The 15,140-nt window shown below is 57.5% G+C and carries 14 protein-coding genes; 3 read left to right on the top strand and 11 right to left on the bottom strand.

The features are described from left to right. Positions 1-5: 5 nt before the first annotated feature. On the bottom strand, positions 6-377 hold the full coding sequence (locus RBB76_RS12910; protein WP_433963568.1) for a MarR family winged helix-turn-helix transcriptional regulator: 372 nt from the start codon (positions 375-377) through the stop codon (positions 6-8). Positions 378-830: 453 nt separating this feature from the next. Here RBB76_RS12910 and RBB76_RS12905 point away from each other — a divergent pair, with 453 nt between their 5' ends. Beyond that, positions 831-3,344, top strand: coding sequence for an ABC transporter permease (locus RBB76_RS12905; RefSeq protein ID WP_429631514.1), 2,514 nt, complete (start codon positions 831-833; stop codon positions 3,342-3,344). An 86-nt stretch (positions 3,345-3,430) separates the two neighbouring features. On the opposite strand, the gene msrA is transcribed toward RBB76_RS12905, so the two are convergent. Beyond that, positions 3,431-3,907 (bottom strand): peptide-methionine (S)-S-oxide reductase MsrA, encoded by a 477-nt coding sequence (gene msrA / locus RBB76_RS12900; RefSeq protein ID WP_429631516.1) that lies wholly within the window; start codon positions 3,905-3,907, stop codon positions 3,431-3,433. 223 nt (positions 3,908-4,130) lie between these two features. Continuing rightward, the gene (locus RBB76_RS12895; RefSeq protein ID WP_429631518.1) at positions 4,131-5,084 is read right to left on the bottom strand and encodes a pseudouridine synthase; all 954 of its coding nucleotides are present in this window, start codon (positions 5,082-5,084) and stop codon (positions 4,131-4,133) included. Between the two features lie 287 nt (positions 5,085-5,371). Here RBB76_RS12895 and RBB76_RS12890 point away from each other — a divergent pair, with 287 nt between their 5' ends. Further along, positions 5,372-5,986 carry a PEP-CTERM sorting domain-containing protein gene (locus RBB76_RS12890; protein WP_429631520.1) on the top strand — a complete coding sequence of 205 codons (615 nt, stop codon included), beginning with the start codon at positions 5,372-5,374 and terminating at the stop codon, positions 5,984-5,986. Positions 5,987-6,010: 24 nt separating this feature from the next. Here RBB76_RS12890 and RBB76_RS12885 read toward each other — a convergent pair whose 3' ends face one another. The 4 genes from RBB76_RS12885 to RBB76_RS12870 form a co-directional block, all read right to left on the bottom strand. Beyond that, positions 6,011-6,616, bottom strand: a complete 606-nt coding sequence (locus RBB76_RS12885; RefSeq protein ID WP_429631521.1) for a hypothetical protein — start codon at positions 6,614-6,616, stop codon at positions 6,011-6,013. Between the two features lie 135 nt (positions 6,617-6,751). Continuing rightward, the gene (locus tag RBB76_RS12880) at positions 6,752-6,934 is read right to left on the bottom strand and encodes a hypothetical protein (protein ID WP_429631523.1); all 183 of its coding nucleotides are present in this window, start codon (positions 6,932-6,934) and stop codon (positions 6,752-6,754) included. Continuing rightward, on the bottom strand, positions 6,934-8,211 hold the full coding sequence (scpB, locus tag RBB76_RS12875) for an SMC-Scp complex subunit ScpB (RefSeq protein ID WP_429631525.1): 1,278 nt from the start codon (positions 8,209-8,211) through the stop codon (positions 6,934-6,936). The genes RBB76_RS12880 and scpB overlap by 1 nt, the downstream gene beginning before the upstream one ends. A gap of 203 nt (positions 8,212-8,414) precedes the next feature. Then, positions 8,415-10,019, bottom strand: coding sequence for an inorganic phosphate transporter (locus RBB76_RS12870; RefSeq protein ID WP_429631527.1), 1,605 nt, complete (start codon positions 10,017-10,019; stop codon positions 8,415-8,417). Between the two features lie 391 nt (positions 10,020-10,410). On the opposite strand from RBB76_RS12870, the gene RBB76_RS12865 reads away from it, so the two are divergent. After that, positions 10,411-11,022, top strand: a complete 612-nt coding sequence (locus RBB76_RS12865) for a PEP-CTERM sorting domain-containing protein (RefSeq protein WP_429631529.1) — start codon at positions 10,411-10,413, stop codon at positions 11,020-11,022. A gap of 7 nt (positions 11,023-11,029) precedes the next feature. Here the strand turns inward: RBB76_RS12865 and RBB76_RS12860 are convergent, their stop codons facing one another. The 4 genes from RBB76_RS12860 to RBB76_RS12845 form a co-directional block, all read right to left on the bottom strand. After that, the gene (locus RBB76_RS12860; RefSeq protein WP_429631531.1) at positions 11,030-12,061 is read right to left on the bottom strand and encodes a segregation and condensation protein A; all 1,032 of its coding nucleotides are present in this window, start codon (positions 12,059-12,061) and stop codon (positions 11,030-11,032) included. A 4-nt stretch (positions 12,062-12,065) separates the two neighbouring features. Next, entirely contained in the window at positions 12,066-13,175 is a 1,110-nt protein-coding gene (trpS, locus tag RBB76_RS12855) for a tryptophan--tRNA ligase (protein WP_429631533.1), read from the bottom strand. A 295-nt stretch (positions 13,176-13,470) separates the two neighbouring features. After that, positions 13,471-14,172: a site-2 protease family protein gene (locus tag RBB76_RS12850; RefSeq protein ID WP_429631534.1), complete on the bottom strand. Its 702-nt coding sequence runs from the start codon at positions 14,170-14,172 to the stop codon at positions 13,471-13,473. A 140-nt stretch (positions 14,173-14,312) separates the two neighbouring features. Continuing rightward, entirely contained in the window at positions 14,313-15,125 is an 813-nt protein-coding gene (locus RBB76_RS12845; RefSeq protein ID WP_429631536.1) for an acyltransferase, read from the bottom strand. Between the last annotated feature and the right edge of the window lie 15 nt (positions 15,126-15,140).

Below are 15,140 nucleotides of genomic sequence, written 5' to 3'. Positions count from 1 at the left end.
CTCCGTTATTGATTGTCACGATGCGGTTTCGAGCATTGATGTGTCGCAGCTTGAATACGCATTCCGAAAGACTCATCCGCAAGCGATTCAATGGCGAGGTCTAGTAGTTGGGACAGAGGGAATGGGAGATCGGCATCCAAACTGTTCGCTGCTGCGGTTACCGTCTCCCAACATGCCTGCAGATGCGGCAGCAGATCACATCCATAGCGCGTCATCTTGATCACTTTTTGCCTGCTATCTTCCAGGCTCACCTCTGAGACGAGAAGGCCCTCTCGGATCATGAGAGCTATGGTCTGCGTGGCAGCAGGCTGGGTAATTCCGGCCGTTTTAGCGATTTCCGTCACGCTGAGAGGACTGCGTGCCATAAGCGCCCTCATCACAGGGGTATACCGTGGCCGGTAATTCAAGCCTCTCCGGCTGTATTGCTCTGCGACTGCTCCGTCAAGAAGTTCGATGAGGTGCCGAAGTTGAGTACCTAAGCCGCGCTGCATACAACCGACACTATCAGTCCCATAAGTACTTATGCAATCGAGTTGATCTTGATCCTGCAAGGTGGCTTCTAACAAGTAATCTCACCGTTCTCGAAATGGGTTATAGGCAAGATTGGTTGCCAGACTTGTCAAATTCATCACTATCGTGAAGAGTGCCTCTAAGCTCGATGGATCGCGTCCGCAAATGAACAGGCGGTTCCGCAGATGAACAGCTGAAACCTCAGTCGAGTCCGCCAGTCTTTTATTTGTAAGGAGTTCGCCTGCATTAGATTGGCAGTGAAAGTGCAATCTCTGCTCTGCAACCAGAACCTCATCCGTGTTTGGGGTGAAAGGGCAGAGATGAACTCATTAATGCAGGACCTTCGCTTTTCGCTTCGCCAGATCCGCCGTTCGCCAGGGTTCATGGTGACAGCCGTGCTTACACTCGCGCTGGGCATTGGCGCGAATACGGCTATCTTCTCGCTGCTCGATCAGGCGCTGCTGCGCTCGCTGCCGGTGCGTGAGCCAGAGAAGCTGGTGACTCTGACTGGGACGGGGAAGGCCTGGGCAGGTCACTCGAGCGACCACGGCTCGGGGCCGGAGCAATCCTTTTCATACCCGATGTACAGGGATCTTCGCGACAAGGGAACGACTGTATTCGATGGGTTGATTGCGACCGCACCGGTTAATGTCGGAATCACGCGAAACAACGTCTCGGAGCTGATGGATGGAGAGATCGTCAGCGGGAACTACTTCAGCGTACTTGGCGTGAAGGCCGCGCAGGGACGGGTACTGACAGCGTCTGACGATACAGTGCCCGGAGGCAATCCAGTTGTGGTTCTGAGCTATCCCTACTGGCAGACACATATGGGGTCGGATGCGCATGTTGTGGGCGAGACGATTTCGATCAATGGGACGCCGTTCGAGATTGCAGGGGTGGCGGCGCCGGGATTTCAAAGCGCAGTGTGGGGGCAGGTGCCTAGTGTGTTCGTGCCTATGTCGATGCTCGAGCAGGCGATTCCGGGCCGAGGCAAGAGGTTGCAGGACCATACCGACCGATGGATGAACATCATCGGTCGACTAAAGCCGGGAGAGACGCCGCAACACGCGCAGATGGCGATCGCGCCGTTGTGGCATGCGTTGCGCGCGGAGGAGTTGAAGGCGCTCGGAACGAAGCCGCAGCGCTTCATTGACGAATACGTGACCAGAAGCCAGCTACTCGTTGCGGCCGGTTCACGGGGGCTGTCGTACAGCCGGGAGTCGCTGCAAAAGCCGCTATACGCGGTGATGGGGATGGCGTTTCTTGTGCTCCTGATTGCCGCGGTGAATGTGGCGAGTTTGCTGCTGGTGCGTTCTGCGGCGCGAGTGCGGGAGTTCTCGCTGCGATATGCGCTCGGAGCAAATGCGCGACGTGTTGTGCAGCAACTCTTACTCGAAGGCTTGCTGATCGGAATCGCTGGAGGTGCAGCCGGGTTGTTGATCGCGCGTCCATGTCTCCGTTTGCTGGTGCAGCGGCTAAGTACGGACGAGCCGAGCGCATTTTCTACAACGCTGGATGCGCGACTGCTCGCCTTCAATTTTGCGGTCGCTGTTGCGGTGAGTGTTCTGTTCAGCCTCGCGCCTGCAATGCAGTTGTTGAGACCTGACATCGTGAATTCGCTGAAGCAACAAACGACGACCGCGTCCGGAGGCACGCTGAACTTTCGGCGTCTGATCGTTTCGTTGCAAGTTGGCCTCAGCGTTTTGCTACTGGTGGGATCGGGCCTGTTTGTGCGAACGATGCAAAACCTTCGGCACGTCGATACCGGGATTAACACCTCGCATCTGATTACGTTTCACGTCGACCCTCAGCTCTCTGGCTACGCGAAGGAGAAGATCCCTGCATTGCACCAACAGATTCTGGACGCAATGACGACACTGCCTGGGGTGCAAGCTGTCGGCGCAACCACTGACCAGGAGCTTGGAGACATGGGGCACACCGGAGATGTCGCGGTGGCGGGCTATACGGCCCCTCCAGACGAAGACTTCCCGATCGAGATCCCCTACGTCAGTGCAAACTTCTTTCGCGCGATGCAGGAGCCGTTACTTGCCGGACGTAGCTTCACCGAAGACGACGATGCGACGCATCCGCTGGTAGGAGTTGTGAACGAGAGCTTCGCGAAGCACTACTTCACCAATCCCGCTGCAGCCGTGGGAAGGCGCGTCGTCGGTGGAGACGGCAAGCCAGGTGAATATATGACGATCATCGGCGTTACACGAGATGCGAAGCATGCGAATCTGCGTGACGCGGTAGTGCCGACACTGTTTTCGCCACTCAAACAGTGTAAGTTTGCGGGCCAACTCTATCTCTACCTTCGAACTTCAACACCGCCGGAGCAGAGCTTTGCGATGGTGCGGCAGGCGATGAAGCAGATCGACCCAGGCCTCGCGGTGGATGAACTACGAACGATGGACGAACAGATCGACACGACGCTGTCGAACGAACGAATGATTGAGCTGCTGGCGATTTCGTTTGGTCTACTGGCGACGATGCTCGCGGGAGTTGGCCTGTACGGGGTGCTTGCGTTCTCAACGGCGCAGCGCACACGCGAGATTGGCATTCGCATTGCACTCGGGTCTTCGCGACTGCGTGTATCGCGTCTGGTGCTGACCGATGTGCTGCGCTTGGCGGGAATTGGGATTGCGTTGGCGATTCCCTGCTCTGTGTTGCTGGCGCGTTTATTACGGAGTCAGCTCTTTGGAGTTTCGTCTGCAGACCCGCTCACGCTGGCCGGTGTGGTTTTGCTCATTGCCGTGGTCGCTGTGGTTGCGGCGATTGTGCCTGCGCGACGGGCGTCTTCAGTTGACCCAATAACTGCCCTGCGTGCGGAATAAGTTTCTGGCTCGCCAGAAAGAACGAAAAAAACGGCGACAACGAAACATGGAGTCGTTGTCGCCGTTTTCGATTGAGTTGAATAAGGTTAGATGTGGCAGCTCACCATGCCACGTTTTTCGAGATACTTCTGGTGATACTCTTCGGCCTTCCAAAAGGTTGTCGAAGGGACCACCTGGGTTGCAATGGGCTTGCGGTAAGAGCCCGCAGCACTAAGTTCTGCGATCTTAGCCCGGGCCTGGGCAAATTGTTCGTTGGTGTGGGTAAAGATGACGCTTCGGTATTGGGTGCCCCAATCCGGACCCTGGCGATTAACCTGAGTCGGATCGTGAAGTGCGAAGAAGGCGTCCAATAATGTTTCGTAGGAGACTCGGGATGGATCGAAGGTGACTTCGACGACCTCCGCATGGCCGGTGCGGTCCGTACAGACTTCTTTATACGTTGGATGTTCGAGTGTGCCGCCTTCGTATCCTACGGCTGTGTCGATAACACCTGTGATCTCACTGAAACGGGTCTCAACTCCCCAAAAACATCCTGCTCCAAATGTTGCTTTTTCGATTGCCACTCTACTGCTCCTTGACTACATCCTTGTTGCTCATGATTGGATGCTCCCGGGTTGCGATTGTCATCACCCGAAAGGTTAATAGCGCGAGTATTCTGAGCGTGCCGAGAGAGGTGTGTCAAGCGATCAAAAGTAGCAGAAGAACAGGGGTACCTAACACGTACTTCTATAGACGAAGGTTGTAGAAATATGATTACGAAAGAGTGAACGCCGCGTGGACGACAGGCTAATTCGGACGGCGGGGCCGGCTCGCAGACTTTGTTCCGGTAGGCTGTCGTCGTGGCTTTGAAAACTTCTTTTTCGCGGGCGACTTGAGTTGCGCGAACTCGGGCGTCTTCTTCTTTGGTACGACCTTCTTGCCCTTTGCTGCGCGGTCGAGCGCCATGACTTCACCCAGAGTGAGCTCGCGGAACTCGCCTGGAGGGACGTCGAGGCGCAACGCACCATAACCGATGCGACGAATCTTCTCGACGTGGTGGCCGATCTCTTCGAACATCTTTCTGATCTGGCGATTGCGCCCTTCGATGAGCGTGAGCTCGTACCAGGGATTATCGCCGCCGCGAACAAGCTCGATCTTTGCCGGTGAAGTAATGATGCGATCGCGACGCCCGCTGCGGATTTCGTCGAGACGGCCACGGTCGATCATGATCCCGCGGCGGATCTGGTCGAGGCCTGACGCAGGTGGAGTGCCGCTGATTTTTACTAAATAAGTTTTTTCCACTCCGGCCGCCGCCTTCGAGAGCGCATTGGCGAGGTTGCCGTCGTTGGTCATCAGGATAAGACCTTCGCTAAGGTAATCGAGGCGCCCCACGGGGTAGAGGCGAACGTTATCTCCGTGAGGGCCGGACTTCTGCTTCGCCATGAGCTGCATGACAGTGGGGCGCTTCTCGGGGTCGTCAAGCGTAGTGACGTAGCCGCGCGGCTTGTTGAGCATGTAATAGCGCTGTTGCTCGGGGCCGTGAAGGAGCTTGCCATCTACGCGGATGTGATCTTTGAGCGCGTCATGGCGTGTGCCCAACGTGTTGACGATGACGCCGTTGACCTGAACTCGGCCTTCAAGGATGATCTCCTCGGCCTTGCGGCGGCTGGCAATGCCTGCCTGCGCGAGGATCTTTTGGAGGCGGTCGCCTTTGGGTTCGTCGTTGGTGTCGGGCTTCGGAGCGGAGGGGGACTTCGTCATGGTGTTTCCGGCTTTCTGACTGCGGGGCTGCTCATCGCGGTCGATGTTGCTCCATAATTGTATCGTGTGTTGTTTGACGTTCGGGTAAGTTGTAAAGAAGCGGCACTTAGCATGTTGCACCCGTAGCACATGGTCTTTCGGCCTGGTTCGGTTTAGAATCGGCGCGAACTCAATTAATCCCGTGCTGAGACTCCAGGCCACGAGATAGGAAATCGTTCACGCATACGCTTTGACTCTGCGGCACTTGTCCTGGTGTCTGGTTCGCTCTTTTTCAAGGGGAGAAAAACATGACCAGATCACTCCGCGTCACCGCCATTCTGTTTGTGATGTTCCTCGCCAGCCGATTCGGTTCTTCAGAGACGATTACGTTTCTCGGGCAGGCAAACCCCTATCAAGCGGACCCGCTCTTTTCTCCTGTCGGGCCCCTGACGTTTTACGACTTCTACGTCACGGGCTTTACGGACCAGAACAACATGATCATTCCGGGGACTGAATATATCTACGCCGGTTACTATCCCTTCGAGCCTCCCCCCTATCCGTACTTTCTTCCCTATTCGCCCGACACTGCTGAGTTCTATTCAACCTCTGGAGCGACGTTCACGCTGAACACCATGAATCTTGAACTGGATCCCGGTATTGAGTTTTATGGATACAGAAAAGGCGTCCTGGTGGACGAGGGGAACACTGGAGGACCTTCCGATCCCATCACCGGGGACCCGATCCTGAACTGGACCAATATCGATGCGGTCGTCTTTCCTGATGTGGTGGATGAGGCGCAATCTCTCGTCATCAATAGCATTACGATCAACGAGAGCGTGGTGCCTGAACCTTCGAGTTTCATTCTGCTTGGCTCCGGTCTCGCAGGACTGATGGTGATGGCGCGTCGAAGGCTGTGGGCTTGAGCAGGAAGATGTCATCGTCCTGCACTACTCAGTGGCGTAGACGCGCACGATCAGGGAGATTTGATAGAGGACATACAGGGTAAGAAGGGTTAGCTGCGTTCGACGATTTTTTGTGATCATCGCGATGATGCAGAGGATGATGCTGGCGGTGATGCGTATCGGGTACTCGATGCCGAACGAGTGGAGGTAGGCGGAACCCTTAAGGCTGGTGTCGATAACGTCAGCGACAAAGGTAGCGGCAAGGAAGCCGAAGAACCACCGGCGACGCGAGAGGAAGTAATCTTCATAGCCCGTGTAATCCGCCAGATCCGATGGGAAGAGGAGTGTGCTGAGAAAGTAGAAGAGGATCGCGTAGAGAATGACGAAGAAGTAGATCTCGAAGGTCCACTGCTGGATCATGGAGAGGCGAAACTCCCACCACCAGAAGTGGATCATCGCGAGCAGAAGCGACGCTGCCCAGCCGAGATGCAGGATTGAGACTTTGTTGCGACGGGGGTGCTGAACAAACTGCGCGAAACCTTTGAGCAGGGTTGTGATGCAAAGGCCAACGATGATCGAGATGACGACTTTGACGTGGGAGTAGAGTTCGGGATTCGGTTGCGCAGGTATTGCGGTCATCAGAGCAGTCATGAAGTACCCGTGGCCGGATGGTGTGCGGCAGATCGGAGAGTCCCCATCGCGTGAACTCAGGTCCGGAAGAACCGCAAACAGCGTACCAGAGGCTTTGTGTTTGAGCGCTTCCGGTCCGGCTATTTTATTTATCCGCTAGAGCTTGTTTGTGTCGATGGCGCGGGTGCGCTGCATACCCTTTGGGGCTGGCTTGAGGGGAGCGTCGGGCAGATCCTCGGCATCGCCCTCGGGGGTGGCCACCGTGTCTGGCTCGTCGTCTTCCGGACTGTCGGGAGAATCCCGAGGATCGGGTTTCGGATCTAGATTCGAAGCGGTCATCAGCCCTCCTCGGATTCGTGCTGCTGATCCCTTTGAATCTCAGCGTCAAGCGCGGGGGAGTCCTCTCCATCCACGGGTTGGTCCGTGTCGTAGTTGGGGGCCAGCCCAGAGAGTCGCCCGTCGACGATGGCTTCGTCGGCTGTTGACTCGCCGCTGTCGCCGTCGGCTTGGGGCTCGGTCTCGTTCTTCTCGCGTTCGAGGTCGTTTGAGGTCTCGGGGGCGTGGTGTTCCATGGGTATTTCCTCCTGCTCGGCCAGCTCGCCGGCCATCTTCTCAAACTCTTCGATGCTTGGAAGCTCGTTGATGTCTTTGAGGCCGAAGCGGAGAAGGAAATCCCTGGTGGTTTTATAGAGGATGGGGCGTCCGATGACCTGTTTGCGGCCAGCCGTGGCGACCAGTTTGCGCGTCATCAGAGAGCCAAGGACTCCGCCCGAGTCGACTCCGCGTATTTCGGAGACTTCAGGGGCGGTAACGGGTTGCTTGTAGGCGACGACGGCGAGGGTCTCGAGGGCTTGGAGCGAGAGCTTCAGAGGCGGCTTGAGTGATTTGACGAAGCCCCGGACAGCGTCGTGGTACTCGGGCTTAGTGGCGAGACGGTAGCCGCCGGCCACCTCGCGGATCTCAAGGCCGCGGTCAGAGGTGGCGTAGTCAGCGATGAGCTGGTCGAGAATTCTGCGGAAATACTCGCGAAGACGCCGCTCTTTCTCTTTGGCCTCGCGTGCGAGCTTCTTCTCGTCCTTTTCTGCCGGTAGGTGCTCGCCGGCAGGCTGGCTCTCCTGATCCGCTTCGACGGACGGTTGCGAGGCCTCATGGGAAGACGTTTCTGTGGCGAGGTTATTGTGATCGGTCGGAGTATCCGGGTGGGCTTCGAGACGAACTTCGAGATCTTCGGCCGAGCTCATGGCGGCAGAGTCTGCAGCGTTGTGCTCGCGTATCGCCCGTGCATGGGCAGCTTCTTGCGCGGCCGCTTCATGGAGATGCCGGTCAAAGGATTCGGCATAATGGGCCTCGATCTCCTCCTCCGTCGGCGCCTCGGCGTTAGAACTGCCTCCATCGGTAACGCTCGAGAGCACTTCACTGTTGAGATCGTCCTCATCAACAGGGAGTGACGCGAGAGATGAGTCGGTGCCCTCCTCGAGCGCCAGGGAGTGCTGAGCTGCGTCAAGATGGTCAAGCTCGGCCTGGGCTTCATGGCCGAGGAGACCGGCGAGCTGGGCCAGCGTTACTGGTTCTTCTGAGGCGTAGATGACGGCTTCGATCTTTGCTTTAAGGCTCATAGTGTCGTTGGTGTACTTCTAAGCATACCAACGCTCGAGGTCATTGCTCTGACGACGTGGATAAGTCGCTGGAAAGGCTCGAGCCGCACGAAGCGCAAATGCTTCCCGGCTTCAAAAACGCTTCAAAGACGCCAAAATCAGCCGTCGCCAAAAGAGAAGGCCCGCTGAGTGCGGGCCAACCCCTTGTTGCATTCTTTGAAGAACTATTTTGCGACGGTATTGAAGAGCCAGAACAGGCAGCCTGACAGAATCGCCGCCACCGGCAGGGTGAAGACCCAGGCGAGCGCGATATCGCGGAGGGTAGACATCTGCAGACCGCTCTTATTCGCAGCCATGGTGCCAGCCACGCCCGACGAAAGCACATGCGTCGTACTCACAGGCAGGCCGTACTGATCGGCAGCGAGAATGGTCAGCATGGCAACCAGTTCAGCGGAGAGCCCCTGTGCGTACGTCAGGTGCGTCTTGCCGATCTTTTCGCCAACCGTAACGACGATGCGCTTCCAGCCGATCATCGTTCCGAGGCCAAGCGCGAGCGCAACCGCAACCTTCACCCAAGGAGGAATGAACTTGGTCGAGTTGTCCAGCATGCCTTTGTAGTTCTTGAGGACCTTCTGATCGGCATCGCTGACCTTGGGACCGTACTTCGGCATCAGGCGCAGCGTCTCGCTGGTCAGATACATCTGGTTGCGAACGTTGGCCTGCATGTTCGAAGGCACCGCGCCGAGAGAGCCGTACTGGGTAGCCTCGTTGCGGATGTCGCCAACCATCTCCTGCAGGGCAAGCATGGTGTGAGGCGAGAACTTATGGGTGCTGACGAACTCTTCAAGCTCCGGCCCGCTGTCCGCAACCGTGGTGTTGGGATCGAGGTAGTTGCCAACGGCACCGATAACCTGCTGAGAGACTGCAGCAAACGTCTGTACCTGGCTGGCGCCGACAGTGTGGTTAAGCGCATAGGCAGTGGGCACCGTGCCGACGAGGATGAGCATGATAAGACCCATGCCCTTCTGACCGTCGTTCGAGCCGTGGGCGAAGCTGACGCCGGTGCAGGTCAGCACGAGGAGAGCGCGGATATAGAACGGTGGTGGCGCTTTGCCTTCCGGTGCCGTGTAGAGGCGTGGGTCCTTGAGAAGCGCCTTGAACAAGAGGAAGACGAGGGCCGCGCAGCCGAAGCCAACCAAAGGCGAGATCAGGAGTGCTTTGAAGACCTTCGTGACCTGGTCCCAGTCAACGCCGCTTACGCCGCTGCTGCCATGCATCAACTGGTTCGCCACGCCGACACCGATGATCGAGCCGATCATCGTGTGAGAGCTCGACGCGGGAAGCCCCTTCCACCAGGTAGCGAGGTTCCATAGGATGGCTGCGATCAGCAACGCAAAGACCATCGCAAAGCCGGAGCCTTTGCTCACCTTCAAAATGAGTTCGACGGGAAGAAGCGAGATGATGGCAAACGCGACGGCACCGGAGCTGGTCAGCACGCCGATGAAGTTCCAGAGGCCGGACCACACGACTGCGACGTGCGGCTCGAGCGCGTGGGTGTAGATGACGGTGGCGACGGCGTTGGCGGTGTCGTGGAAGCCGTTGACGAACTCAAAGCCGAGCGCGATCAGAAGGGCGACCCCGAGTAGAAAATAGGGGAACCAGGAGCCCTCGTGGACGGGAAGAAGATCGGAGTACAAGCGGTTGGCAATATAGCCGAGGCCGCCGAGCAGCAGTATGCCAAAGATTATGCCGCCGATCTTGCCGGGCGACGATTTTCCCATCTTCTGGTCAAGTAATGAGCCGGTGGGGTGTATTACAGGAGTAGCCATATGATTTCGCCTAGATTCAAGATGAGTGCGTGAGCTGACGATAGGCCGGGAATGCGAATGGAGTGTTACAGATGTGTGAAACATATGCTTCTTTTGCTCGCGGAGGCCACTGGCCGGCCGAAGAGATAGATGGTGCTGCCGCCTAATGAGTGATTGTTTGCAATGATTTGCAATGGAGCCGCTTTTGAGAGCGAGAGTTGGGTTCCGCTCCAAAAGCGAGTTCATCAGTACGCCGGTAGTTGTAACGGACAGGCCAGGCTGAGCACCATTCCTTCGAAACGGTGACAGGCCAGCTTTTAGTGGGGTCCGTCCCTACAGCTTCGCTACAACTATTGTTCGTCGCGGTGAGCAGAGTCCGGTACTATAATTCAGCTTCTCGGGGGGTCTTTCTATGAACATCACTGCACAGCGGTTGAGCGCCTTGGTAGCGCTCCTGGCAGGCGCCCTTTTTCTCGGCCCGAAAGCGGCCCACGCGGATACCTACACGATCTTGGATCTCGGAACTGCCAATGGCCGGAACATCTACGGCTTGGACAAGGCCGGCGATGTCGTAGTGACTCAAAGCTTCGGATGCGGCTTTGCGAGCTTCACTTGTTACGTGACCTACGACGATGGCGTGGCTGGAACTCCTTCCTCGTCGGCACCCGATCTCGTCTACGATGACGGAACCCCCTGTAGCGCGACCCCGACCGGATTCAGTGCCTTCAAGGCAGTCTGCAACAAAGGCTTCGCTGGATTGGGCACGGCCTATAACGCCAACGGCGATCCGAACGGAGTCTACGCTGGAGCCGAAGGGGACTTTTCGTTCCTGCACGGTGGTTCGGCGGACCAGGCCTTTATGAATTCAACCGGCGACTTTGCCTTTGCCGACGGCGTGAATGAGGAGATATACGAGGCAATCGATACTTCGGTGTCGCCGATTCCCGAGCCCGCCAGCTTCCTGCTGGTAGGAACCGGTCTGGTCTGGTTCACGACTGCGGTTCGCCGCAGGGCAAGGCGTTAAAGCTCACCTAGCGCCAATCGTCGCGAGCCTGTGCCTGATCGGTCAGGACCTGATCGAAGTTTTCGGTCTTCTTGATCAGAATGTCGCCCTGCAGAACCGGTTGGTGCAGTAAAACAGCCTGCAGCCGCACAAGCTCCAACATCGCGAGAAACATGCAGATCAGCGCTCGCTCCGTATGGGTGTTATGGAGCAGGCGCTTCAGGCTGACAGGCTTGTCTTCCATCAGCAAACGGCGTTTGACGTAGTCGATCATCTGCGCGACCGTGACGGACTCTTCGTCGACGTTGAGGATGGGCCGCTCGCGAAGGCGAATGAGGATGTCCTGAAAGACGCGAACGAGATCGACCGTATCGGCTGCGATCTCACGGTCCTCATCGAGGGTGGGAGCACCCGCTTCGCCGATATCGCGGCGGAAGTTCTTCAAGCCTGAGTTGGTCCACGTGGCTTCTTCGATCTGTTGCTTCTGGAGAAGCATCTGCGCGGCAGCTTTGAAGCGCTCGTGCTCGAGGAGACGCTCGACCAGCTCGCGGCGTGGGTCCTCTGGATCACCACTGAGAACGTCGGAGGGATCGCGTGGCAGCAACGTCTTCGACTTGATATGGATCAGCAGCGAAGCCATGTAGATGAACTCGCCGGCTGCGTCGACGTCGACCTGCTTGAGATGGTGGGTGTACTCGAGGAACTGGCTGGTGATGCGCGCGATGGGAATGTCGTAGATGTCGATATTCTGCTTGCGGATCAGGTCGAGCAGAAGGTCGAGAGGGCCGTCATAGACCTGGCCTACCGTCACCGAAAAAGGAGACTGCGACGCCTCTTCTTTCTCTTTGTCCTTCGCTGGACGCTTTGGTTCTGGCGATGGCGGCACAGGCGGATGTTGCAGCGCGAAGGGTTCGTTGGCACCGGGAGTGATCTCGTCCGGCGAAGCAGCGTCTTCGGAGACTGCGCCTTGAGAGACTGCATCCTCAGACGCTTCGACAGGATGCTCGTCGGGTCTGGGCTCGTCGGCGGCGAATTCGGGAGGGAGGGTTTCGTCGGGCATGTCGTTACTCGAGGCCGATGGCCTGGCGAACGTGCTGGAGCGTCTGGATCGCACGGTGACGGGCGCGGGCAGAGCCGTCCCAGAGGATGGCATCGACCTGGCCGGGGTCGGCCTCAAGGGCACGGCGGCGCTCCTGGATGGGGGCGATCTCGCGAACGATGGCGTCGGCAAGCCAGCCCTTGCACTCGATGCAGCCGATGCCTGCGGTCGTGCAACCCTGACGAACCTCCTGCTGCTTCTCTTCGGTGGAGAAGACCTTGTGGAGGTCGAAGACGGGGCAGATGTCGGGGTTGCCGACGTCGGTGCGGCGGATACGCGCCGGATCGGTGACCATGGTCTTGAGCTTGGCGCGAAGGTCGGCCTCGGGCTCAGAGAGCATGATGGTGTTGCCGTAGCTCTTCGACATCTTGCGCCCATCGAGCCCGGGGAGTTTGGGCGAAGGCGTGAGCAGAACTTTGGGTTCGGGCAGAATGCCGGTTATCACGCTGTTGGCGGAGAGCTCTGCAGTGAGGATCTCCTTGTCGGAGTGGTCTTCGCGCGCCTTCTCGATGGCCGGAGTCGGCTGCGAGCAGTAGAGGGAGTTGAAGCGGCGAGCGACCTCGCGTGTGAGCTCGACGTGAGCGACCTGATCCTGACCCACGGGGACGTAGTCGGGCTGGTAGAGGAGGATGTCGGCCGATTGAAGGAGGGGATAGCCGAGGAAGCCGTAGGTGTTCAGGTCCTTCTCGCGGAGCTGCTCCTGCTGGTCCTTATACGTGGGGACGCGCTCAAGCCAGGGCAGCGGCGTAAACATGCTGAACAGCGTGAAGAGCTCGGCATGCTGAGGAACGTGCGACTGGATGAAGACCGTGCAGACCTCCGGATCGAGCCCGGCAGAGAGAAAGTCGAGGGCCACATCGCGGATACTCTCGCGGAGGGAGGTTGGGTCGGCGTAATCGGTCGTCAGAGCGTGAAGGTCGGCGATGAAGAAGTAGCAATCGTACTCGTGCTGGAGCTTGACCCAGTTGTAGAGCGCGCCCATGTAATTGCCGAGGTGAAGTCGGCCGGTGGGTCGCATGCCGCTAAGGACGCGGGGACGTAAGGAGGTCAGGGTGCCGTTGGTGTTTTCTGTCATTGCGATCAAATGCAAGGGTAAATGATTGGGACAGACTATGGTTGGGCACGCTCCAAGGATTAGCCGCAACGGTCAAAAGGAGTTGGCAGAAAAAAAGTTCAAAAAGTTGGCGTATTTTTCGGCTCTTAAAAAACGACTGTCAAAACACCACGTTTACCACGCATCCCACCACGTTCTCACCAGCAAAAAACCATCCCCAACCACCCACTTTTTCCAAAAACCCCCTCAAAAACTCAAGAAACTGCGCAAATTCCCGTCCGCCAGCCTCACGAATTTTTTTTGCAAAAAGAGGGCGCTACAACGTGAACAGAATGTGGTTGAAGGTGTTCAGCAAAGGAGTAAAGAAGACGCTGAAGATAAAGCTGCCACCCACCAGAAACAGGATGATCATGCCGAACATCCCAACGCGGTCATAAACCTGAAGGGCCCGATACGGCAGAAAATGCCGCAAAACGTGGCTTCCATCAAGCGGCGGGATCGGGATCAGGTTGAAGACGAAGAGAAGCAGATTGATCAGAATGACGAAATAAAGAAAGAGCGCGATGGGAAAGAGGGCAGGCAGGTTGTCAGTGGCGATTCCAGGAATGTGCGAAGCCAGTGCCATAGCCGTTCCAATCGCGATAACACCGCCAGGAACCAGGTGTTTCATGAGTATCAGCAAAATGAGCGCGACTGTAGCAGATAGCAGGTTGCTGGCCGGACCCGCGAGAGTGACGAGGATATCGTCCCGCCTGTAGTTCTTGAAGTTGCGGGCGGTAACAGGCGTCGGCTTCGCCCAGCCGATGAGCGGCCAGTGATAGACGAGAGCCAGCAGCGGCATGAGGACAGATCCGAACGGATCAAGATGCTTGAGCGGGTTGAGGGTGACACGGCCAAGCATCTTCGCAGTGGGATCGCCGAGACGCCAGGCGGTCCAGGCGTGCGCGGACTCATGGATGCTGAAGGCCAGGACCAGAACGACGACCTGAAAGACGATAAGGACAACTTCCTGATTCATACAGGTCCAAGTCTACTGAAGTTCGCGTGAGGAGAACGTAAAGATGGAGTGATCGCGTTCGGCCACCTCTCGCGATGCACTGCGAGAGGTGGTCGGAATAACGTTCGCAATGGCAAGCTTGGGCCCAATCAGCCTGATTTTTAGAGAGTCTCTGCCGCTAGTTGGCCGGCTTGTTTGCGGATCTTTGCCTTGGCTGGGATCCCTACCGAGACGGTCTCCTGAGGGACGGGTTTGGTGGCCAGGCCCATGGCACCGAGCATGGCATCTTCGCCGATGTTGGCTCCGGCGAGGACGGTAGCGTGGTAGGTGATGCGAGCACGAGGGCCAAGCTCCGTCACCTTGTTCGTGATGTTGGACTGGTTATTAATGTCATGGGTGTGCGAGTAGACATTGGCGTAGTCGGAGACGCTGGTGCCTTCATGCAGGATGATCTCGCCGCGATCGTCGAGCAGGACGTTCTTGTGGATGGTGCACGAGTCTTCGATGGTGAGGTTGTACCCGTAAGTGAACTCAACGTTGTGGAAGATTTTGACGTGCTTGCCGAGGTGGCGGAAGATGTGGCGGCCCAGCATGCACCGGAAGCGGAAGCCAAGCCAGTGATTGAGGCCGAGGGGAGAGCGGTCGAACATCTGCCAGAACCAGATGAGCGGCTTGCGGATGGCGTACTGCTCAACGTCGACGTCGCCGTAGTACTCGGGTTCGAGGGTGATATTGCGGGGGTCGAAGCTCTCGGAGAGACAGTACATGGCGAGTTCGCTGTTGAGAACAGCCTTGATGTGGCCGCCGTGGGGCCGTCCGAAGTAGATCTGGTAGAGCTCGTCGCGGACAATTTCGGAGCGTCGCTCGGGAGACTGCTGGCGGGTGAACTCGTCGTTGAGCTTGGCCAGCCAGCGGCGGTACAGGGCCTCAGCTTCGGGAGTGGGTTTAAGTTCGCGGTAAGTGTGAATTGGCATGATTCCCTCGCTGTC

The sequence above is a fragment of the Tunturiibacter psychrotolerans genome, from assembly GCF_051013365.1.
Classification (GTDB): Bacteria; Acidobacteriota; Terriglobia; order Terriglobales; family Acidobacteriaceae; genus Edaphobacter; species Edaphobacter psychrotolerans_A.
The sequence above is the reverse complement of the archived record's forward strand: the minus strand, read 5'-3'. Positions and strand labels throughout refer to the sequence as shown.